This is a genomic window from Streptomyces sp. NPDC017943 (assembly GCF_044328425.1).
Lineage (GTDB): Bacteria > Actinomycetota > Actinomycetes > Streptomycetales > Streptomycetaceae > Streptomyces > Streptomyces djakartensis_A.
Genome location: NZ_JBIRHH010000004.1, coordinates 18,882 through 37,977 on the forward strand (window position 1 = coordinate 18,882; position 19,096 = coordinate 37,977).

16 protein-coding genes are annotated in these 19,096 nt (G+C 73.0%); 14 read left to right on the forward strand and 2 right to left on the reverse strand.

What is annotated here, in order from left to right; genetic code table 11:
- The first annotated feature begins 2 nt into the window (after positions 1-2).
- The 5 genes from ACH4C6_RS13525 to ACH4C6_RS13545 are packed head-to-tail and all read left to right on the forward strand — an operon-like array spanning position 3 to position 9,259.
- Positions 3-3,065, forward strand: coding sequence for a type 2 lanthipeptide synthetase LanM family protein (locus ACH4C6_RS13525; protein WP_398108744.1), 3,063 nt, complete (start codon positions 3-5; stop codon positions 3,063-3,065).
- Positions 3,066-3,067: 2 nt separating this feature from the next.
- Positions 3,068-5,251, forward strand: a complete 2,184-nt coding sequence (locus ACH4C6_RS13530) for a peptidase domain-containing ABC transporter (protein WP_398108745.1) — start codon at positions 3,068-3,070, stop codon at positions 5,249-5,251.
- On the forward strand, positions 5,248-8,091 hold the full coding sequence (locus ACH4C6_RS13535) for a DUF4135 domain-containing protein (RefSeq protein ID WP_398108746.1): 2,844 nt from the start codon (positions 5,248-5,250) through the stop codon (positions 8,089-8,091). Before ACH4C6_RS13530 ends, ACH4C6_RS13535 begins: the two co-directional genes overlap by 4 nt.
- A complete protein-coding gene (locus tag ACH4C6_RS13540; RefSeq protein WP_398108747.1) occupies positions 8,088-8,255 on the forward strand; it encodes a hypothetical protein in 168 nt (55 codons plus the stop codon). Before ACH4C6_RS13535 ends, ACH4C6_RS13540 begins: the two co-directional genes overlap by 4 nt.
- Positions 8,255-9,259: an LLM class flavin-dependent oxidoreductase gene (locus tag ACH4C6_RS13545; RefSeq protein ID WP_398108748.1), complete on the forward strand. Its 1,005-nt coding sequence runs from the start codon at positions 8,255-8,257 to the stop codon at positions 9,257-9,259. Before ACH4C6_RS13540 ends, ACH4C6_RS13545 begins: the two co-directional genes overlap by 1 nt.
- Here the strand turns inward: ACH4C6_RS13545 and ACH4C6_RS13550 are convergent.
- Positions 9,209-10,012, reverse strand: a complete 804-nt coding sequence (locus ACH4C6_RS13550) for a BTAD domain-containing putative transcriptional regulator (protein WP_398108749.1) — start codon at positions 10,010-10,012, stop codon at positions 9,209-9,211. The genes ACH4C6_RS13545 and ACH4C6_RS13550 overlap by 51 nt on opposite strands.
- Positions 10,013-10,348: 336 nt before the next feature.
- On the opposite strand from ACH4C6_RS13550, the gene ACH4C6_RS13555 reads away from it, so the two are divergent.
- From ACH4C6_RS13555 to ACH4C6_RS13570, 4 genes are all read left to right on the forward strand, one after another.
- Positions 10,349-10,804, forward strand: a complete 456-nt coding sequence (locus tag ACH4C6_RS13555) for a hypothetical protein (RefSeq protein ID WP_398108750.1) — start codon at positions 10,349-10,351, stop codon at positions 10,802-10,804.
- On the forward strand, positions 10,804-11,118 hold the full coding sequence (locus ACH4C6_RS13560) for a transcriptional regulator (protein WP_369198773.1): 315 nt from the start codon (positions 10,804-10,806) through the stop codon (positions 11,116-11,118). Before ACH4C6_RS13555 ends, ACH4C6_RS13560 begins: the two co-directional genes overlap by 1 nt.
- A gap of 76 nt (positions 11,119-11,194) precedes the next feature.
- A complete protein-coding gene (locus ACH4C6_RS13565; protein WP_398108751.1) occupies positions 11,195-12,112 on the forward strand; it encodes an ATP-binding cassette domain-containing protein in 918 nt (305 codons plus the stop codon).
- The gene (locus ACH4C6_RS13570; RefSeq protein ID WP_398108752.1) at positions 12,112-12,876 is read left to right on the forward strand and encodes an ABC transporter permease subunit; all 765 of its coding nucleotides are present in this window, start codon (positions 12,112-12,114) and stop codon (positions 12,874-12,876) included. Before ACH4C6_RS13565 ends, ACH4C6_RS13570 begins: the two co-directional genes overlap by 1 nt.
- 128 nt (positions 12,877-13,004) lie before the next feature.
- On the opposite strand, the gene ACH4C6_RS13575 is transcribed toward ACH4C6_RS13570, so the two are convergent.
- Positions 13,005-13,850: a hypothetical protein gene (locus ACH4C6_RS13575; RefSeq protein WP_398108753.1), complete on the reverse strand. Its 846-nt coding sequence runs from the start codon at positions 13,848-13,850 to the stop codon at positions 13,005-13,007.
- Positions 13,851-14,483: 633 nt separating this feature from the next.
- Here ACH4C6_RS13575 and ACH4C6_RS13580 point away from each other — a divergent pair.
- The 5 genes from ACH4C6_RS13580 (at position 14,484) to cseC (ending at position 19,081) form a co-directional block, all read left to right on the forward strand.
- Positions 14,484-15,428: an A/G-specific adenine glycosylase gene (locus ACH4C6_RS13580; protein ID WP_398108754.1), complete on the forward strand. Its 945-nt coding sequence runs from the start codon at positions 14,484-14,486 to the stop codon at positions 15,426-15,428.
- 293 nt (positions 15,429-15,721) lie between these two features.
- Positions 15,722-16,261 (forward strand): SigE family RNA polymerase sigma factor, encoded by a 540-nt coding sequence (locus tag ACH4C6_RS13585; protein WP_398108755.1) that lies wholly within the window; start codon positions 15,722-15,724, stop codon positions 16,259-16,261.
- Positions 16,249-16,905, forward strand: a complete 657-nt coding sequence (locus tag ACH4C6_RS13590) for a hypothetical protein (RefSeq protein WP_398108756.1) — start codon at positions 16,249-16,251, stop codon at positions 16,903-16,905. Before ACH4C6_RS13585 ends, ACH4C6_RS13590 begins: the two co-directional genes overlap by 13 nt.
- A gap of 117 nt (positions 16,906-17,022) precedes the next feature.
- Complete coding sequence (gene cseB / locus ACH4C6_RS13595) at positions 17,023-17,724, forward strand: two-component system response regulator CseB (RefSeq protein ID WP_398108757.1); 702 nt, start codon at positions 17,023-17,025, stop codon at positions 17,722-17,724.
- A gap of 7 nt (positions 17,725-17,731) precedes the next feature.
- On the forward strand, positions 17,732-19,081 hold the full coding sequence (gene cseC / locus ACH4C6_RS13600; RefSeq protein WP_398108758.1) for a two-component system sensor histidine kinase CseC: 1,350 nt from the start codon (positions 17,732-17,734) through the stop codon (positions 19,079-19,081).
- The last annotated feature ends 15 nt before the right edge of the window (positions 19,082-19,096 follow it).

The window sequence follows — 19,096 nt, forward strand, 5'->3', positions numbered from 1 at the left end:
ACATGACAACTCCAGCCCCTTACTATCCAGAGTTCGACAGCGCCGAAGTCGAGGAGACCATCGCACCCCTGGCGCACTACGACGACGAGATACTCGCCGTCCTGCGCGACGGGCCGGGACACCGCGCGCCCTCCCCGTCCGGTGCCGGCGACCGGCCTTCCGTGGCGCAGTGGCTGAACGACCCCGAGCGCTACCCGTTCCAGCACGTCGTCCGATCCGTCGCCCTGCCCGTGGCGGACACCGGCCTCCCGGCGCTGCTCGCCGTGAACCCCGGCGCCCCCGACGCCCTGCTGCTGCAACTGCTCGACCGGGCCGAGGTCCGGCTGCGCCACGTCCTGACCCGCCCCCTGGTGGCGGCCGTCAACCACGCCCGGGAACAGGGCGTTCTGCGCGGTGACACGCCCCAGGAGCGTTACCGGTACTTCGTCCGCGAGGCGTGCCGGACGTCCTTCGAGGACGTGAGCGGCCTGTCGTTCCCCGTGCTGCGGGACGTCGTCCGTGTCGTGCTGCGCAACGAGGCCGCCGCCATCGCCGAACTGTGCACGCGCCTCACGCAGGACCGGGCCGCCCTGGCCGGGGCGTTCGGCATCGACGCGGCCGACCCGCTGGTGTCGTTCGGAGCGTCGGAGGGCGACACCCACCATCACGGCCGGTCCGTGTCCGTGCTGACCTTCGGGTCCGGCAGGCGCCTGGTCTACAAGCCCCGCGACGTCTCCTGCGAGGCCGCGTACACGACGATCGCGCAGGAACTCAACGACCGGCTGGGCACCCGGCTCGTCTGGGCGGACGTCCTGGAGCGCGACGGTTACGGCTACGTGGAGTTCATCGACGCCGAGGACGTCTCCGACATGTCGGCGCGGTTCATGGAGGACAGCGGGGAGCTCGCCGCCGTGCTGTACCTGCTGAACGCGCGTGACATGCACTTCGAGAACATCCTGCCCACCCGGCGCGGTCCGCTCCCGATCGATCTCGAGACGATCCTGCACCCGGAGCGGGTCCACACCGGCCCCACGCCCGAGGCGCCGGGCAACGCGTACGCCGTCATCGGGCAGTCCGTCTACGGCATCGGCATCCTCCCGCTGGTCATGGCGGGCAAGGGCGGGGACGGCGGCCACGTCGACCTGGGGTTCCTCGGGGACAAGGGGCGCGGGGCCTCCCCCTTCAAGTCGATGCAGTTCGACGAGCCCTTCACGGACCGGGTGCGGCTCGCCTTCCGGTCGGCGCCGGTCGAGGAGCGGCACACCGTGGTGGGGTCCCTCACCGAGGACGAGACCCACGAGCTCGGCCGGCGCATGGCCGACGGCTTCAGCCGGGTCTTCCGGGCCGTCATGGCGGACCCGGACGGCTGGACGTCCCTGCTGCGCAAGGCGGCCGCCGGGATCCGGGTCCGCTACGTCCACAACCCGACGGTGCTCTACTCCCAGACGCTGCGGATGGTGTCCGGCCCGCACGCGCTGGACTCGACCGGGCCGTTCCTGGCGCTGCTGAAGCGCATCGCGATCGCCAGCAAGACCTCCGACCGGCACATCGTCCGCTCCGAACTGCGGCAGCTGGCCGAGCGGGACGTCCCGTACTTCACGGTCGCCGCCACCGGCACGGCCCTGACCGACGGCGCGGGGACCGAGGTCGGTGCCCGTTTCGCCCGGTCGCCGCTGGACCAGGCCCTGATGAAGAGCGCACGGCTGACCGAGTTCGAACTCGGCGAGCAACTGCGGTTGCTGCACTCCGCGTTCGCCTCGCGCTTCCCCGACAACCATCTGACACCGTCCCGGGGCACGGTCGCCGCGGCGCCGGCCGCCGGCTCCTCCGGCCCGCCCGCGGACGGGGCGGCCGGACCCGCCGCGCTCACCGGACCCGCCGCTCTCGCCGGACTCGCCGTCGACCTGTGCGACCGGCTGGTGGCCACCTCCCGCCCCGACCGCTTCGCCCACCTCCCGCGCACCTGGATCGGCCCGCTGGCGTCCGCGCAGACGGACCGGCCCTGGCCTCCCGGGGTCCTCGGCTACGACCTGTACACCGGTCGGACCGGGCCGGCCCTCGCCCTCGCGGCGGCCGGACGGGTGCTGGACGTCGCCGCCTACCGGGACCTGGCCGCGCAGATCTTCTCCACGACCGCCGACATCCTGGCCGGTCACCGCTACGAGACCCGCAGCGTGCGGCAGGCCGGCTACGGCGGCTACACGGGGCTGGCCGGCATCCTGTTCGGGCTGTCCGCGGCCGGCCGGGTGCTCGGCCAGGACGACTGGACCCGGGCCGCCGGCGGCGCCGTGCCGCTGCTCCTGGAGCAGATCCGCGAACAGCCGTCCGCCGAACTGCCGTTGGACGTCATCGGCGGACTCGCCGGTGTGCTGTCCTGCGTCACGGCGGTCGGCGGTCCGCACACCGCCTCGGCCACCGACCTGCTCGCCTCCCTGCTGGTGGACGGGCTGCGCACCGACGGACCCGGAGCCCGGGGCGTGCTGTCCCAGTCGGGCTTCGCCCACGGCGTCAGCGGGGTCCTGCACGCCCTGTGCCGGGCCCTGCCGCGGCTGTCCCCCGACCGGCGCCGCGAGGTCGAACCGGTCGTGGAGCAACTGGTCGCGCGGCTGGGGGACTTCTACGACGCGGACGAGGGCAACTGGTTCTCCAGCACCACCGGGCCGAGGTCCTTCTCCACCGGTTGGTGCCACGGCGCCACCGGCATCGCCCTCGCCCTGACCGCGTACCACGGCGTCTCCGGCGACGAGGCGAGCGCGGCCCTGCGGGACCGGGCCGTGGCCGGCACCCTGCGTCACGGCTTCGGCCGCAACCTCACCTGGTGCCACGGCGACCTGGGCAACCACGGCGCCCTGGCCGCACTGGCCCGGGACGCGGGGACCACCGGGCTGCGCGCCGAGCTGGAGGCGATCGAGCGGAGATGGCTGCAACCGGACGTGTTCCTGCGCAAGACGGACGACGCCCGCAGCCGCTACGCCCACACCAGCAGCCTGATGGTCGGCACCTCCGGGATCGTGCTGCACCTGGTCAACCGGCTCGACCCGGCCGTCCGCGTCTGCCCCGTCACCCTCACCGCCCGGGAACGATGAGCATGGCACGCCACGTACCCACCGTCACCCAGGTCACGCAGACCGAGTGCGGCCTGTGCTCCTGCGTCGCCCTGCTGCGCTACCACGGCCGTGCCGAGGAACTGTCCAGCGCGCGTGAGGCGATGGACGCCGGCCGCGACGGCCTGTCCGCCCAGCAGCTCGGCCGGTTCCTCGCCTCCCGGGGCATGGACGTCAAGGCGTACCGGATCAAGGACGTCTCCGCGCTGGAGAAGTTCACCGCCCCGGTGATCCTCTACTGGGAGGACTACCACTTCGTCGTCCTGGAGACGTTCGACGGCGAGACGGCCGTCGTCATGGACCCGGCCGTGGGCCGCCGCCGGATCAAGCGCGACGAGCTGGAGGCGGGCTTCAGCCACATCGCACTGGCCGCGGAACCGGGGCCGGACTTCGAGCGCACCCGCGGCAGGCCCCTGTCCGAGTGGCGCGGCATGCCGCTGTTCGCCGAGGGGTCCCGGCAGCGGATCGCCCTGGTCGCGCTGCTGTCGCTCAGCGGATACGGGGCCGTGCTCGGCATCCCGATGCTCACCGAGTGGGCCGTGGACCGCACCGCGCGCTGGTCGGGGCTGGCCGACCTGTCCCAGGTCGTCGGGATGGTGCTGGCGGTGGCCGTCGGCTGGTTCGCGCTGCACCTGGTGCGGGTCACGGTGCTGTCCTCGCTGGTCGCCCTGCTCGGCCGGCACCTGATGACCCACACGTTCCGCAAGCTGCTGTCCCTGCCGTACCGGTTCTTCACCACCCGGCAACCCGGTGAACTGCTGTTCCGCCTCAACAGCGTGAACTCGATCCGCGACCTGCTGTCCTCCCGCGTCGCCCAGGGCATCCTGGACGTCGGGACGCTGGTCTGCGTGAGCGTGTACCTCTTCGTCACCGAGTGGCGGCTGGGACTCGTCGCGTCCGGGCTGTTCCTGCTGAACGCCGCCTATCTGGCGCTCACCCGGGTGCGGGTGCTGGAGGCCGTGGACGCCGAGATCGCGCACCTGTCGAAGAGCCAGTCCACGCAGCTGGACGCGATCGTGTCGATCCCCACCATCAAGATGGGCGGCTACGCCGACCAGTTCGTCGACAGCTGGAGCACCACCTACCACCAGTCGCTCGACGCGATGAAGGCGCGCATGCGGCTGCAGCAGGGCCGTATCGCCGGGTTGACGACGACCACGCAGATGTTCGGTCCCGTGGTGCTGCTGCTGGCCAGCCTGTACTTCGTCAACCGCGGCCAGATCTCGCTGGGTGCCGCGATCGCCGTGCAGGCGGTGTCCGCGACCTACTTCGCGCTGGCGACGTCGGTGTTCCAGACGTACACCGAGTTCAACGAGGCGTCGCGGTACCTGGCGCGGCTGCACGACATCACCGACGCCCCGTCCGAGCCGGCCGGAGGCAGCCGCACCGAGCTCGACTCGACGTCGATCCGGGTGGAGGGGGTCGGCTTCCGGTACACCAAGCACAGCGATCCGGTCCTGCACGACGTCTCGCTGGACATCGCCCCGGGCGCCCGCGTGGCCCTGGTCGGCCGCTCGGGCTCGGGCAAGAGCACACTCGGCCGGATCATCTGCGGCCTCTACGAACCCACCACCGGCAGTGTCCGGTTCGGCGGCCGGCCCATGGCCGAGTACGACCGCGACGCGCTGCGGCGGGCCATCGGGTACATCCCGCAGGAGGTGCACCTGCACAACCGCACCATCCTCGAGAACCTGACGCTCGGCCAGGACATCTCGCTGGAGCAGGTCCGCGACTACTGCGACAGCGTCGGCATCCTCGACTTCCTGGAGGAGCTGCCCATGGGGCTGAAGACCCTGGTGTCGGAGATGGGGGCCAACTTCTCCGGCGGGCAGCGCCAGCGCCTGGCGATCGTGCGGGCCCTGCTGCAACGGCCCCGGATCCTCGTGATGGACGAGGCGACGGCCTCCCTCGACACCGTGAACGAGCGGCGGGTCACGGAGATCATCCGGGACATCGGCGCCACGCAGGTGATCATCGCCCACCGGCTGGCCACCATCAGGTCGGCGGACCGCATCTACGTGTTCGACGGCGGCCGGGTCGTCGAGCAGGGCACCCACGAGGAACTGCTGGCCGCGCGGGCGGTCTACGCGGACCTGTACGCGGAGGCCACGCCGGAACTGACCGCGGGGGAACCCGTGGACGCACTCGTCGGAGGCGAGCGAGCATGACCGCACCGGACGTCGCGATCCCCGCGTTCCTGCCCTTCTACACGCAGCTGATCCCCCGCGCCCGCGTCCTCGGGCGGCTGCGCGGCCTCGTCGCCGCGGCCGCCGCGCCGGAGCACGTCGAACCGCTCCTGGACCAGGTGTGGGAGGACCTCGCCGGCAGCGTCGAGGGGCACGCCTTCCGCATGCTGATCGGCGCGTTCCACACCTTCCGCGAGGAGTGCGGGCTCCCCCTGACCACCGAGGGCGACCGGGCCCTGTGCCGGTTCCGGGACCACCTGTCGGACCCGGCCGTCAGCCGCCGGCTCCTCGACGCCCACCCGGTGCTGCGGGACAGGCTGGAGACCGTGCTCGGCAACTCGCTCGACGCCTACGCCGACCTGTTCACCGCCTTCGTCGAGGACCGTGCCGCGCTGGCCGCCGCGGGTCTGCTGCCGTCCGGCGGGGCCGCCATGGCCGGGCTGTTCGCCACCGGCGCGGACCTGCACAACGACAACCGGCAGGTCGTCGGCGTGCGCCTGGTGGACGGCACCAGGATCATGTTCAAGCCGCGCCCGCTGGTCTCCGACGACTTCGTGCGCGACCTGTACGCGGTGGCGGACCACCACCTCGAGCACCCCCTGCGCGGCTGTGTGCCGGACTCGCTCACCATCGGCTCGCACGGCTGGCAGCGGTTCGTCGAGCCCGGCCCGATGCACGACCCCGCCCAACCGGCCCGCTACTTCTACCGGTTCGGGGCCCTGTGCACGCTGTTCGGCTCGATCGGCGCGTCCGACCTGCACGAGGAGAACCTCCTGGCGGCCGGTGAGCACCCGTGCGTGATCGACACGGAGACCATGGTCCGGCCCAACGCCGGCGTGGACGACGACTCCCTGCCGCACGTGCTGATCAACCAGTTGAAGCTCTCCGTGGCCTCGACGATGCTCGTGCCGATGTCCAGCCCCGACTCGCCCATCGACCTGAACATGGCGGGCGTCGGCGTCGAGGGCGAGCAGGCCTCGAAGATGCGCCGGCCGGTGATCCGGGACTCCGGCACCGACGGCATCCGCGTGGAGTGGGAGAACGTCACCTACCGGCACAAGAACAACGTCCCGCGTCTCGGCGCCGACGCGCTGTCGCCCCTGGACCACTTCGCCGACATCCTGGCGGGCTGCACGGACGCGCTGGCGGCCGTGCGGGACGAACGGCTGGCGAAGGTCCTCGACGGCTACCCGGACATGCCGGTGCGGGTGCTGATCCGGTCGACGATGGTCTACAGCCGGTTCCTGGACGCGGCGACCCACCCGGACTACCTGGGGCGGCCCGAGGAGGCCGCGCGGATCTTCCGGCTGCTGGGCACCTACCCCGACTACCTCACGCCCGAGGCCGCGGCGTACGTCGGGGAGCGGGAGCAGGCCGATCTGCACACGGGGAACGTGCCGTACTTCGTCGCCCCCGGCGGTTCCACGGAACTGGCCACGCCCGGGAGCCGGTTCCCGGGCGTCTACAAGCACTCCGCGCTCGACTTCGCGCGCCGCGGGCTCGCCCTCAACGCGCGGCGCGGTGACGCGTTCCACCGGTTCCTGCTGGAGGAGTGCTTCGGCGAACTGGCCGGCGGGAAGGCGCCGGGAAGCCTGTGCGGGCAGGGGGTGTTCGCCGGTGTCCCGGCCGCGGGCACGCCGTCGCAGCGGTGGTCGCGGATCGCCGGGGTCATCGCCTCGGTGGGAGTGTCGTACGACGGCCCGGACGGTCCGCAGACCGGCTGGGTGTGCGGGATCGGGCCGGACCGGAACGCCCCCACCGTCACCCCGGGCAACTTCGTGTCCTTCCACGACAACGGCGGCATCGTCGCCTTCCTGGCGAACGCCGCCCGCCACGAGCCGGGCCTGCGGGAGGTCCACCGTGCCGCCGACCGCGGGCTGGACGCGCTGCTCGAACGGTACGGCGACCTGCTGCTCCAGGTTCCGGAGGGCGTCTTCACCGGGGCGGCCTCGCTCCTGCTGACCCGGCCCGACGCGGTGGACCGCGGCCGGCTCGCACGAGTGCTGGACGGCATCGAAGCGCGGGCCCGGGCGGGCGGCGGGGACACCGACCTGGCCAACGGGCCGGCCGGTCTGCTCATGCTGCTGCTGTCGCGGCTGGAGTCGGGCGAGGCCCCGCTCGTCGACGCGGACCGGCTGGCGCGGCTGCGGGCACTCGTCCTCGACCACGCCGAACGCCCGCGCGCGGGCTTCCACTGGTACGACGTGGCGCACGGCGACCTCGGGCTGCGCTGGGCCGCCGCCCGCGTCGGCCGGGTGACGGGCGACGACAAGCCGGCCCGGGGGTCGGCCGACTGGCTGGCCGCACGGCTGGCCGACGGCGACGAGCCACCGGTGCCGGGCTGGTGCAACGGCGCCGCCGGACTGCTGCTGACGTCCGCCGAGATCCTGGTCTCGGCCGGGCGGCGGGAGATGCTCTCGGACGGCCTGGCGGCCCGCCTGGCGGACCGGGCGACCCGGCTTCCGGAGGACGGGCCGCTGGACCTGTCGGTGTGTCACGGGAGCAGCGGTGTGGTCCAGTCCCTGATCGCGACGGCCCGGCTGCTCGGCGACGACACACTCCTCGACCGGGCGTTCGACCATCAGGAACGGGTCATGGCGGCAGCCCGGACGAGGGGATTCCACACCTCCGCCGTGGGCAGAACCTCCCTGCTCGGCTACATGTTCGGCTGGGCCGGCGTGGGCGACACCGAACTGATGCTGCACGCCGCCGCTTCGGGCACGGACGGCCCCGCCGTCCCGGTCGCGCTGACGGGCGCGGCCACCCGCACCACCACCCCCCACCAGGTCCCCCCGGGGACAGCGACAGGAGAACCGTCATGAGGAAGAACAAGACGGGCGCGGGCTTCGCGCTGGTCATCGGTGTCGTCATCGCCGCCGTCGCCATCACCCAGGACAACTACGGAGGGGCCGTGTTCGCGGTCGCGGCGGGGGCGATCGCCTCCGGCCTCCTGTACGTCCGGTCCGGCCGGGAACGGGGCAACTAGTGCGGTACTCGATCCTCCTGCCGTTCGGGCCCAACCGGCCCGAGCAGGTGGTGCCGTTCGCCAATCTGGTGCGCTGGACGGCGGCGGAACGCCTGTGGCAGGGACAGGGCCTGGTCCTGGAGTCCCACCACCTGGCGAGCTGGCTCTCGGGCATCGGCATCCGGGTCCCGATGGGGTTCGGGGTCTCGCTGATGCCCTTCCGGTCCCCCTTCCACGCCGCTGTGGAGGCCCGTTCGGTCGCCCTGGCCACCGGGCACCCGGTGGTCGCGGGCTTCGGGCCGGGCGCGGCGTCGCTCCAGGAGAGCCTGCTGGGCAAGCCGTACGCGAGCCCGTTGCGGGCTTCGCGGGAGTACGTGTCGATCGTGCGCGGCCTGCTCGCCGGGACGCACGTCGACCTGGCCGGCGAGTACCACTCCGTCTCGGCGAGTCTCTTCCGGACGCCGGCGCCGCCGGTGTCCGTGGGCCTCGGCGTCCTGCGGGAACGCATGGCCGCCCTGGCCGGCGAGGTCGCCGACACCGCCATCACCTGGATGGGGTCGGCGCGGTACCTGGGCGAGACCCTGATCCCGGCCGCGCGCGCGGTCCGGCGCACCCTGCCCGAGCCGCTGAAGGTCACGGCCATCGTTCCCGTCGCCCTGTCGGGCCCGGACCGCAAGGCCGTCGACCTCGCGGCCGCGGCCTGCGGCTCGCACGCGCAACTCCCGCACTACCAGGCGACCTTGCGCCGGGCGGGCATCGAGGTGCGCGGCGAGCCGGAGGACGGGGCGCGGCTGATCGACGGCGGCGTGTTCCTGTACGGCAGCGCCCGGGAGATCCACGAGCGGCTCGCCGCGTACCGGGCCGCCGGTGTCGACGAGGTGGTCCTCAACGCCACCGGAGTCGGCCTGGTGCACGGTCCGCAGGCGGCCGCCCGGGATCTCCTGCGGATCCTGGAGGCGCTGCCGGGCCCCGCCTCAGCCGGGGCTGAAACTGAGCATCCGGGTGCGGGCGGCGATCAGCCGTAACGCGTGCTGGCGGTCCCAGCCCAGTGCGGCGGCCCGCATCGCCTCGACGTCCGGCGGGAGGTTGAGGCCCAGGTCCTCGACGAACACCTTCTGGCAGCGTTTGATGACCGCCAGCGCGTCGGCCGCGTTGCCCTCGATGCAGTGCACCGCGGCCAGGAGCTCCCACAGGCGCTGCTGGTAGGCGGCCTCGGCGATGAGGCTCTCGATCTGGTACGACAGCATCTCGGTGCGGCCGGCGAGGATGCGGGCCGTGAACAGGTCCTGGTAGGTGTCCAGTCGCGCCTTGTTGAGGCCGGCGGTGTGGGCGTCGAACCACCGGGTCGGCGGCAGGTCCTGGCCGAACGGACCGCGCCAGAGCGTCACGGCCTCCTCCAGCGTCTCGATGGCACGGTCCGCCTCGCCCTGCGCCAGCAGCTTGCGTCCCTGCCGTGAGTACGAGAGGAAGGTCGGCAGATCGACCTCCTCGGGGGCGGCGTCGAGCATGTAGCCGCTCTGGTTGCCGCGGTGGGTGCGGATCCTGCCGCTGAGCCCCGTCGCCGCGCGCTCCAGGTCGCGGCGCAGGCCGGTGATGTGGCTGCGGATGTTCGCCACCGCCGACACCGGCGGCTCGTCCCACAGCAGTTCGGCCAGCTGCGCGATGCCCATGGGCTGGCCCGCCCGCAGCAGCAGGGCGGTGAGGATCGCGCGCCGGACGGGCGAGCACTGCTCGAAGTCCCCCCTGACACGGAGCGGACCGAGAATCCTGAAGAGCATCTCCCCGCCCCCCGTCACGATGCGAGGGGGTGTCGGCCTTTCGCGGGGCCGCCGATTCTCCGTCTGGGCGCAGCGGTACAACGCACGATCATGCGCATGAAGTAGTCCCCCGTATGTGAATTGTGTTCAGCGACAAGGCACTCAGGGTGTGTGTGCCCCTTCTGACAGGACGCGTGCCCCGTAGGTCAACCGGAACGCCCCAACCCTCGATCAGAGAGATCGCACGTGCAAGCCCGAACAAGGTTGCTGTGAGCCACCTCACACCGAAGTACTTTCCTGTCAGGAAAGTAGGTGGTACTTTCCTGACAGGAAAGTACGCACGAGCGAGGGGCACGCATGACCTCCGACGACGCGCAGGCCGCACTCGACGACATTCGCCGCCGCCAGGACCAGACCCGGCATGCATATGCCCGTCAGGGCTTCTCCAGACCGGTGGTGCTGATCGCGGCGTCGATGATCTTCCTGGTCTGCCTCTCGTTCGATCTGCCCACGCCGTGGAACGGGGCGATGATCGTGCCGCTCGCCCTGCTGGCCGCCGCGCAGTGGGTGCTGCACCGGCGGAGCTCGGCGGTGCGCCGGCGGCCGAGCGCCGTAGAGCAGGTGTTCGCATTGGCCGTGACAGCAATCCTCATCGGAACCTTCATGGGCCTCTCGGCCGCCGCCTCCGCCGCCGGTGCGCCGGCCCCGCACACCCTCGCCGGCGTGGTGCTCGCGCTCGCCAGCGTGCCGGGTGCGCAGTGGACGCGTTCCCTGTTCGAGGCACTTGTACGCAAGGAAGGCCGGCGAGGCTGATGGACCCGGACTTCGACGAGTTCCTGCACGTGCCCGCGCGGCTGTCGATCGTCGCGCTGCTGGCGCCCGCTTCCTGGGTGGAGTTCGGCTTCCTGCGCGATGCGATCGGCACCAGCGACTCGGCGTTGTCCAAGCAGGTCTCCGCGCTGGCGGCCGAGGAGTACGTCGAGGTGCGCAAGAGCCAGGGGCGTCCCCGCCGTACCCATCTGCGGCTGACCGGGCAGGGACGGGAGGCGTTCCGCCGGCACGCGGCCGCCCTGGAACGCATCGCCGCGGTGGCCCGCACGGCGGCGGAACCCGTGACCGACGAGTAGACCGGCCCACCGCCGGCCCGGGCCGCGAGGCCCGCACGGTCGCCGCGTGGACCACGACAGCAGCAGGGGGACAGTCATGATCGAAGTGAAGGACCTGACCAAACGCTACGGAGACACCCTCGCCGTCGACGGGCTCTCCTTCCGCGTCGAACCCGGGCGGGTGACCGGTTTCCTCGGTCCCAACGGAGCCGGCAAGTCGACGACCATGCGCACACTGATCGGCCTCGACCGGCCCACCGCCGGACAGGCGCTCATCGACGGCAGACGGTACGCGGACCTGCCGCGGCCGCTGTGCACGGTCGGCGCGCTGCTCGACGCCAAGGCCCTGCACGGCGGCCGCACCGCCCGCGGTCATCTGCTGGGGCTCGCCCGCAGCAACCGGATCCCCGAGCGGCGCGTCGACGAGGTCCTCGAGACCGTCGGCCTGTCCGCGGTGGCCGGCAAGCGGGCCAAAGTGCTCTCGCTCGGCATGGCGCAACGGCTCGGCATCGCCGCCGCGCTGCTCGGCGACCCGGACGTGCTGCTGCTCGACGAGCCGGTCAACGGACTCGACCCCGAAGGGGTCCTGTGGATACGTGAGCTGATGAAGAAGCTGGCCGCCGACGGCCGTACGGTCCTCGTCTCCAGCCACCTGATGAGCGAGATGGCGCTGACCGCCGACCACCTGATCGTGATCGGCCGCGGACGGCTGCTGGCCGACACCTCCACGACCGAGTTCGTCACCCGCCACTCCCGCTCCGCCATCCGGATCCGCACACCGCAGCCGGAGCGCCTGCTCGACGTGCTGGACGCCGCGGGCATCTCCGCAGCCGCCGGTGCCGACGGGGCGATCGAGGCGACCGGGACGACCCAGGAGAGGATCGGCGCCCTGGTGGCCGAGGAGCGCGTGACCGTGTACGAGATCAGCCCGCGAACGGCCTCACTGGAGCAGGCGTTCATGCAGCTCACCGGTGGCACCGTCGAGTACCGGGCCGGACAGGGGGCGAGCCGGTGATGACCGCGATCAGCAGCGCGATGGCCTTCGAGTGGGTGAAGATCCGCACGGTCCGGGCGACGGTGTGGTGCCTCGTCTCGTACTTCCTGGCGACGGTGGCGGTCGCCGTCCTCACCGGCTCCTACCTGCGCGGCTCCGCCCAGGACGCCGAAGCGCTCAAGAGCTTCGACCCGGTGGCCGCCGGCTTCAGCGGGCTGCGCCTCGGACTGATCGCGCTCGTGGTCTTCGGCGTGCTCGTCGTGACGCAGGAGTACGCGTCGGGGACGATCCGCACGTCCCTCGCCGCGGTGCCCCGGCGCGGCGTCTTCTACGGCGCGAAGATCCTCACCGGCGCGGCGACCGCCCTGGTGGTCTCCACCCTCGTCGTGACGGTCGGCTTCCTCGCCACCCAGCTGGTGATGGGCGACGCGCGGAACGTCTCGGTCCTCGACGACGGGGTGCCGCGCTGCCTGGTGGGAGCGGTGCTGTACACCACGCTGCTCTGCGTCTTCGCCATGGGACTGGCGAGCGTCCTGCGCAGTTCGGCGCTGACCATGGGCATCCTGGTGCCGCTGTTCTTCATGATCTCGACGATCCTGAACAGCATCCCGGGGGTCCGGGACGTGGCCCAGTTCCTGCCCGACGTGGCCGGCGGGCTCATCCTCTACCGGGACCAGCCGGACGACACCGTCCTGAACGCCTGGACCGGCCTGGGCGTGCTCGCCGCCTGGGCCGCGGCCGCCGTGACCGCCGGATACCTGGTCACGCGGCGCCGCGACGCCTGAAGCCACCCTCCCCCCGCCCCGCACCCGCCCGTCCCCCGGGGCGGGTCCGGGGCGGGCCTTCGGTTCTCGCCCCGCACGCGGCGGCGAGGTCCGGCAGGATCGGGCCGGCCGCCCCTAGTCGGCCGCCCCTAGTCGGCCGACAGGACGAAGGACGTCTGCACCTTGGCGAAGCCCGGTGCCTTCGCCTCGACCAGGTACGTGCCCGGCTTCGCCGAACCGGCCGGCGGGGTGGCGCACTCGGCGGCGCTCGGCTTGCGGTTCCACTTCACCGTGTAGGTGATGCCGCTGTCCGAGGGGACCCGGAACAACTGGTGCGCGGCGGCCTTGGGGCAGTCCTCGGAGGACCAGTAGTCGTCGTCGCTGTCGGCCTGGGAGATGGTGAACACCGCGCTCTCCGGCCCGAGATCGACCTTGCAGTCGTTGTCCGAGACGTTCCGCGCGGTCAGCAGGAACGTGGGCGTCTGGTCGGGGTCGTAGGTGTTGTGGCGGCTGCGGAGGCTGAACTTCACCGCGCTGGGCGTGCAGTTGGGCAGGGTGGACCCGGCCGGCAGGGTGTCGCCCGCGCCGACGCCCGTCCCGGTGCCGCCGCCGGAGCCGCCGGTGCCGCCCACGCCCTGGGAGCCGCCGGAGCCCGAGCCGCCACCGGAGCCCGCACCGGAACCGCCGCCCGAGCCCCCGCCGGAGCCGCCGCCGGACCCGGCGGACGAGCCGCCCGTGCCCGGGTCCTCCGACTCGTCGCGGCCGCCGGGGGCTTGGCTGATCGCCGGGCCGGAACCGGACGGGCCGGGCGTGATGGAGGGCGCGGGATTCTTGCCGTCGGCGCCGTTGCCGTCACCGTCGCCGCCACCACCGCCCACGGACACGATCCAGGCGATCAGCAGCGCCAACACGGCGACCACGGACACGAGTACGACCCTCCTGCGCCAGTAGATGGAGGAGGGAAGCGGACCGACCGGATTGCGCAGAGATCCCACGCCGCAAACCTTACGAGAGTTCGGCGCGTTCACCCGTTTCACCCGCCGTTCGGACCTCAACTTTTCCGGATCATCATTCCGGAAGTGCCGTGGCCACCCCCGTCGTTCGCGGGATGCGGGCGCGGTGATCGCGCACGGTGACGAGATCGACTCGCCGCCTACCGAGCGTGATCACCGGATTCGGGGACGCCCACTTCGCGATCGCATGCCTTGCACCTCTGGCCATGGCAGGGGCGGCCGGGAGTGGCGGGGCGCCCAAGTCCGTTGCCGTGCGCAGGCGTCCGCGGTCCCGGGCGCGCGACCGCCCCCGACTGCACGGTGCGGGGCGCGAGTTGCTCGCGCGGTGCGGCAAGCCGCGCGGTGCGGCGAACCCGCTCGCGGCGGAGGGCGACGCGCCCGGCACGCCCCGGGCGCGCGACGCCCCCGGCACGCCGGGCGGAGTGGCAGCGCGCCGGGCAGAGCGGCAGCGCGCCGGGCGGAGCGGCAGCGCGCCGGGCGGAGCGGCGTCGGCGCCCGCGCGGGGCGCCCGCGCGGCGCGGCGGGGCCGGACCGGTGGCGATCACCGGTCCGGCGTGGCCCCGCGGGTGGCGGTGTGCCCGGATCGGCGGCCCCGCGTGGCACCATCGGAAGGCCATGACTGCTCCCACGAAGCCCTCGCACCCCGTCCCCTCCCCCGCCGGCCCGGCCACCCCCGGCACGCCCCTCGGTGCCGACCTGCACTCCCCCGTCATCGACTGGTTCGACGAGAACGCCCGCGACCTGCCGTGGCGGCGCCCCGAGGCCGGGGCCTGGGGCGTGATGGTCAGTGAGTTCATGCTCCAGCAGACGCCGGTGAGCCGTGTGCTGCCCGTCTACGAGCAGTGGCTGAGCCGCTGGCCGCGCCCCGCCGACCTGGCCAAGGAGGCCCCCGGCGAGGCCGTCCGCGCCTGGGGCCGGCTCGGCTACCCGCGCCGGGCCCTGCGGCTGCACGGCGCCGCCGTCGCCATAACGGAACGGCACGGCGGGGACGTGCCGGCCGATCACGCGCAGCTGCTGGCCCTGCCCGGCATCGGCGAGTACACGGCCGCCGCCGTCGCCTCCTTCGCCTACGGGCAGCGCCACCCGGTGCTGGACACCAATGTGCGCCGGGTCTTCGCCCGCGCGGTCACCGGGACGCAGTACCCGCCGAACGCCACCACCGCCGCCGAGCGCAAGCTGGCCCGCGCCCTGCTGCCGGAGGACGAGGCGACCGCCGCGCGCTGGGCCGCCGCCTCCATGGAGCTGGGCGCGCTGGTGTGCACGGCGAAGAACGAGTCCTGCCACCGCTGCCCGATCGCCGCGAGCTGCGCGTGGCGGCTGGCGGGCAAGCCGGCGCACGACGGGCCGCCGCGCCGGGGCCAGACGTACGCGGGCACCGACCGGCAGGTGCGGGGGCGGCTGCTCGCCGTGCTGCGCGAGGCGCCCGGGCCGGTGCCGCAGGCGGCCCTGGACCGGGTGTGGCACGAGCCGGTGCAGCGGGCCCGCGCCCTGGACGGGCTCGTCGCCGACGGTCTGGTGGAGCCGATGCCCGGCGGGTCCTACCGGCTGCCGCTGACCTGAGACCCACGGACGGACCACGAAGGCGGCTCCTCACCACCGCGTACGTCACGGCGTTCGCCGGGACAAATCACCCCAAACGCCTTCCAACTCCCCCGCGTCTTTACCCTGTTCCGACTTCCGTTACACAACCGACGGACAGCCGAGTGCTGGCCGCAGGCTGCCTCGGACAGTGCCGTGACACGGCCTCCGTACCTTCGAACACGTTCCCGGCCAACCCGGGACGACTGAGGACCACAGGCAGTGCACGGGCGGCGGGGAGCCGGCCCGGACGGGGAAACGGGAGGCGGTTCACCATGGCGCAGGGCGAGGTGCTCGAGTTCGAGGAGTACGTGCGCACCCGGCAGGACGCGCTGCTGCGCAGCGCCCGCCGCCTGGTCCCGGACCCCACCGACGCGCAGGACCTGCTCCAGACGGCGCTGGTGCGGACGTACGGGCGCTGGGAGACGATCGAGGACAAGCGGCTGGCGGACGCCTACCTGCGCCGGGTGATGATCAACACCCGGACCGAGTGGTGGCGGGCGCGGAAGCTGGAGGAGGTCCCGACGGAGCAGCTCCCGGACGCCTCGGTCGACGACGCCACCGAGCAGCACGCGGACCGCGCCCTGCTGATGGACATCCTGCGGGTGCTCGCCCCCAAGCAGCGCAGTGTCGTGGTGCTGCGACACTGGGAGCAGATGTCCACGGAGGAGACGGCCGCCGCCCTCGGCATGTCGGCCGGAACGGTCAAGAGCACGCTGCACCGGGCGCTCGCCCGGCTCCGCGAGGAGCTGGAGTCCCGCGATCTGGACGCACGCGCGCTGGAGCGTGAGGAGCGGGAGCGGTGCGCGGCCTGACCGGCGGGGGGTCCGTACGGACCCGCAGTGGCGTTCAGGCGGTGGGCACGGCACTGGCCGTGCCCACCGCCCTCGCCCTTTTGGTGTCGGGGTGCGGTGCGGGCGGCACCGGCGCCCGCGACGAAGGCCCGGCGCACGCCGACTCGGTGGCCGGCGCCGCCGCCGCCACGCCGTCCGCCGCACCGTCGAAGACGCCCGAGAACGTGAACGCGGTCGCGCTCCTCAAGGACGACCCGAAGGTCGCCCCCGAGGTGAAGCGCGACCTCAAGCCGTGCGTCGCCGACGAGTACCCGGTCGACGTCTCCTACGGCAACCTCACCGGCGGGTCGGCCGACGACATCGTGGTGAACGTGCTGACCTGCGGTGACGCGGTGGGTGTGGGCAGCTACGTGTACCGCGAGCACGACGGCTCGTACAAGAACGTGTTCAAGGCCGAGGAGCCGCCCGTCTACGCGGAGATCGACCGCGGCGACCTGGTGGTGACCAAGCAGGTCTACGAGCGGGGCGACCCGGTGTCGAGCCCCTCCGGCGAGCACGTGATCACCTACCGGTGGGCGTCCGGCCGCTTCACCGAGAAGTACCGCACGCACAACGACTACGGGAAGGTCGCCGGCGACAGCGCGACGCCGGTCCCCGCGAGCTGACGCGGGGCGGCCGGCGGATCCGGTCGGTGACGGCCGGGCCGGTGAACGCGGCGCACGGCCCGTGCGTCCCAGTGAAGACAAGCACCCCACGGACCACGAAGGACTGAGAGCACCGGGATGGCAGAGCAGACCCACGTCCTGTTCGTCGAGGACGACGACGTCATCCGCGAGGCCACGCAGCTCGCCCTGGAACGGGACGGCTTCGCGGTCACCGCCATGCCCGACGGCCTGTCGGGCCTGGAGGCGTTCCGGGCGGACCGCCCCGACATCGCCCTGCTGGACGTCATGGTGCCCGGGCTCGACGGGGTCAGCCTGTGCCGCCGCATCCGGGACGAGTCGACCGTGCCCGTCATCATGCTGTCGGCCCGCGCCGACTCCATCGACGTCGTCCTGGGCCTGGAGGCGGGTGCCGACGACTACGTGACCAAGCCGTTCGACGGGGCCGTGCTGGTCGCCCGGATCCGCGCGGTGCTGCGCCGCTTCGGGCACGCCGGCGGCGACCGGTCCGCGGACCCGGCCGGCCCAGGCGGCGGCGGGGCGCTGACCTTCGGGGACCTGGAGGTGGACACCGAGGGCATGGAGGTGCGCCGGTCGGGCCGGCCGGTGGCGCTGACCCCGACCGAGATGCGGCTGCTGCTGGAGTTCTCCTCCGCGCCCGGCACCGTGCTCTCCCGCGACAAGCTGCTGGAGCGGGTGTGGGACTACGGCTGGGGCGGGGACACCCGCGTGGTCGACGTCCATGTGCAGCGGCTGCGGCAGAAGATCGGGCAGGACCGGATCGAGACCGTCCGCGGTTTCGGTTACAAGCTGAAGGCCTGAGCGGGGTATGAGGGGGCACTTCCGGCGGCTGGTCGCCGCGGGGCTGGAGCGCGCGGGGATCCGTACGGGTCTGAGATGGAAGCTGAGCGCGGCCATCGCGCTGGTCGGGGCGCTGGTGGCCGTCGCGCTGAGCCTCGTGGTGCACAACGCCGCCCGGGTGTCGATGCTGGACAACGCCCGCGACCTCGCCGACGAGCGCATCATGATCGCCCAGCGCAACTTCGAGCTGTCGGGGCGGATGAACTTCCCCAACACGAAGATCAACGACCCGGCTCTGCCGCCGGAGCTGCGCGAGCGGGTCGAAGCGGGCCAGCGGGCGACCTACGTGGCCGACCGGCCCGGCGACGTGCCCGACATATGGGCCGCCGTGCCGCTGAAGAACGGGCAGGTGATGTCGCTGCACTCGGGCTTCACCGACCGCAGCTCCGACATCCTGCAGGACCTGGACCAGGCGCTGATCATCGGATCCATCGCGGTCGTCCTCGGCGGCAGCGCGCTCGGTGTGCTGATCGGCGGGCACCTGTCCCGGCGGCTGCGCAAGGCGGCCGTCGCGGCGAACCAGCTCGCGGGCGGCGAGACGGACGTCCGGGTGCGGGACGCCATGGGCGGGGTCGTGCGGGACGAGACCGACGACCTGGCGAGCGCCGTGGACGCCATGGCCGACGCCCTGCGCCAGCGCATCGAGGCCGAGCGGCGGGTCACCGCGGACATCGCGCACGAGCTGCGCACCCCGGTGACCGGGCTGCTGACCGCCGCCGAACTGCTGCCGCCCGGCCGCCCGACCGAGCTGGTGCTGGACCGGGCCAAGGCCATGCGCACCCTCGTCGAGGACGTGCTGGAGGTGGCCCGGCTGGACGGTGCCTCGGAACGGGCGGAACTCCAGGACCTGATGCTGGGCGAGTTCGTCGCCCGGCGGGTGGCGGCCAAGGACCCCGGCATCCAGGTGCGGATCGTGCACGAGTCGGAGGTCACCACCGACCCCCGGCGGCTGGAGCGCGTGCTGTTCAACCTGCTGGCCAACGCGGCGCGGCACGGCAGGCCGCCCATCGAGGTCACCGTCGAGGGCCGGGTCATCCGGGTGCGCGACCACGGGCCGGGCTTCCCGGAGGACCTGCTCGCCGAGGGGCCGAGCCGCTTCCGCACCGGCAGCGCGGACCGGGCCGGGCACGGGCACGGCCTGGGCCTGACCATCGCGGCCGGCCAGGCCCGGGTGCTGGGCGCCCGGCTGACCTTCCGCAACGTCCGCACCCCGGGCGCGCCCCAGGACGTGCGGGCCGAGGGGGCGGTGGCGGTGCTGTGGCTGCCGGAGCACGCGCCGACGAACACGGGCAGCTACCCGGTGCTGCCGGCCTCGTAGGACGGGTACCGGTGC

Excerpts from the sequence above, each read along its gene's own strand:
- ACH4C6_RS13585 (WP_398108755.1), top strand. The coding sequence starts at position 15,722 with ATGGCGCAGGGCGAGGTGCTCGAGTTCGAGGAGTACGTGCGCACCCGG.
- ACH4C6_RS13530 (WP_398108745.1), top strand. The coding sequence starts at position 3,068 with ATGGCACGCCACGTACCCACCGTCACCCAGGTCACGCAGACCGAGTGC.
- ACH4C6_RS13570 (WP_398108752.1), top strand. The coding sequence starts at position 12,112 with ATGACCGCGATCAGCAGCGCGATGGCCTTCGAGTGGGTGAAGATCCGC.
- cseB (WP_398108757.1), top strand. The coding sequence starts at position 17,023 with ATGGCAGAGCAGACCCACGTCCTGTTCGTCGAGGACGACGACGTCATC.
- ACH4C6_RS13550 (WP_398108749.1), bottom strand. The coding sequence starts at position 10,012 with ATGCTCTTCAGGATTCTCGGTCCGCTCCGTGTCAGGGGGGACTTCGAG.
- ACH4C6_RS13525 (WP_398108744.1), top strand. The coding sequence starts at position 3 with ATGACAACTCCAGCCCCTTACTATCCAGAGTTCGACAGCGCCGAAGTC.
- ACH4C6_RS13540 (WP_398108747.1), top strand. The coding sequence starts at position 8,088 with ATGAGGAAGAACAAGACGGGCGCGGGCTTCGCGCTGGTCATCGGTGTC.
- ACH4C6_RS13535 (WP_398108746.1), top strand. The coding sequence starts at position 5,248 with ATGACCGCACCGGACGTCGCGATCCCCGCGTTCCTGCCCTTCTACACG.
- ACH4C6_RS13580 (WP_398108754.1), top strand. The coding sequence starts at position 14,484 with ATGACTGCTCCCACGAAGCCCTCGCACCCCGTCCCCTCCCCCGCCGGC.
- ACH4C6_RS13560 (WP_369198773.1), top strand. The coding sequence starts at position 10,804 with ATGGACCCGGACTTCGACGAGTTCCTGCACGTGCCCGCGCGGCTGTCG.
- ACH4C6_RS13565 (WP_398108751.1), top strand. The coding sequence starts at position 11,195 with ATGATCGAAGTGAAGGACCTGACCAAACGCTACGGAGACACCCTCGCC.
- cseC (WP_398108758.1), top strand. The coding sequence starts at position 17,732 with ATGAGGGGGCACTTCCGGCGGCTGGTCGCCGCGGGGCTGGAGCGCGCG.
- ACH4C6_RS13555 (WP_398108750.1), top strand. The coding sequence starts at position 10,349 with ATGACCTCCGACGACGCGCAGGCCGCACTCGACGACATTCGCCGCCGC.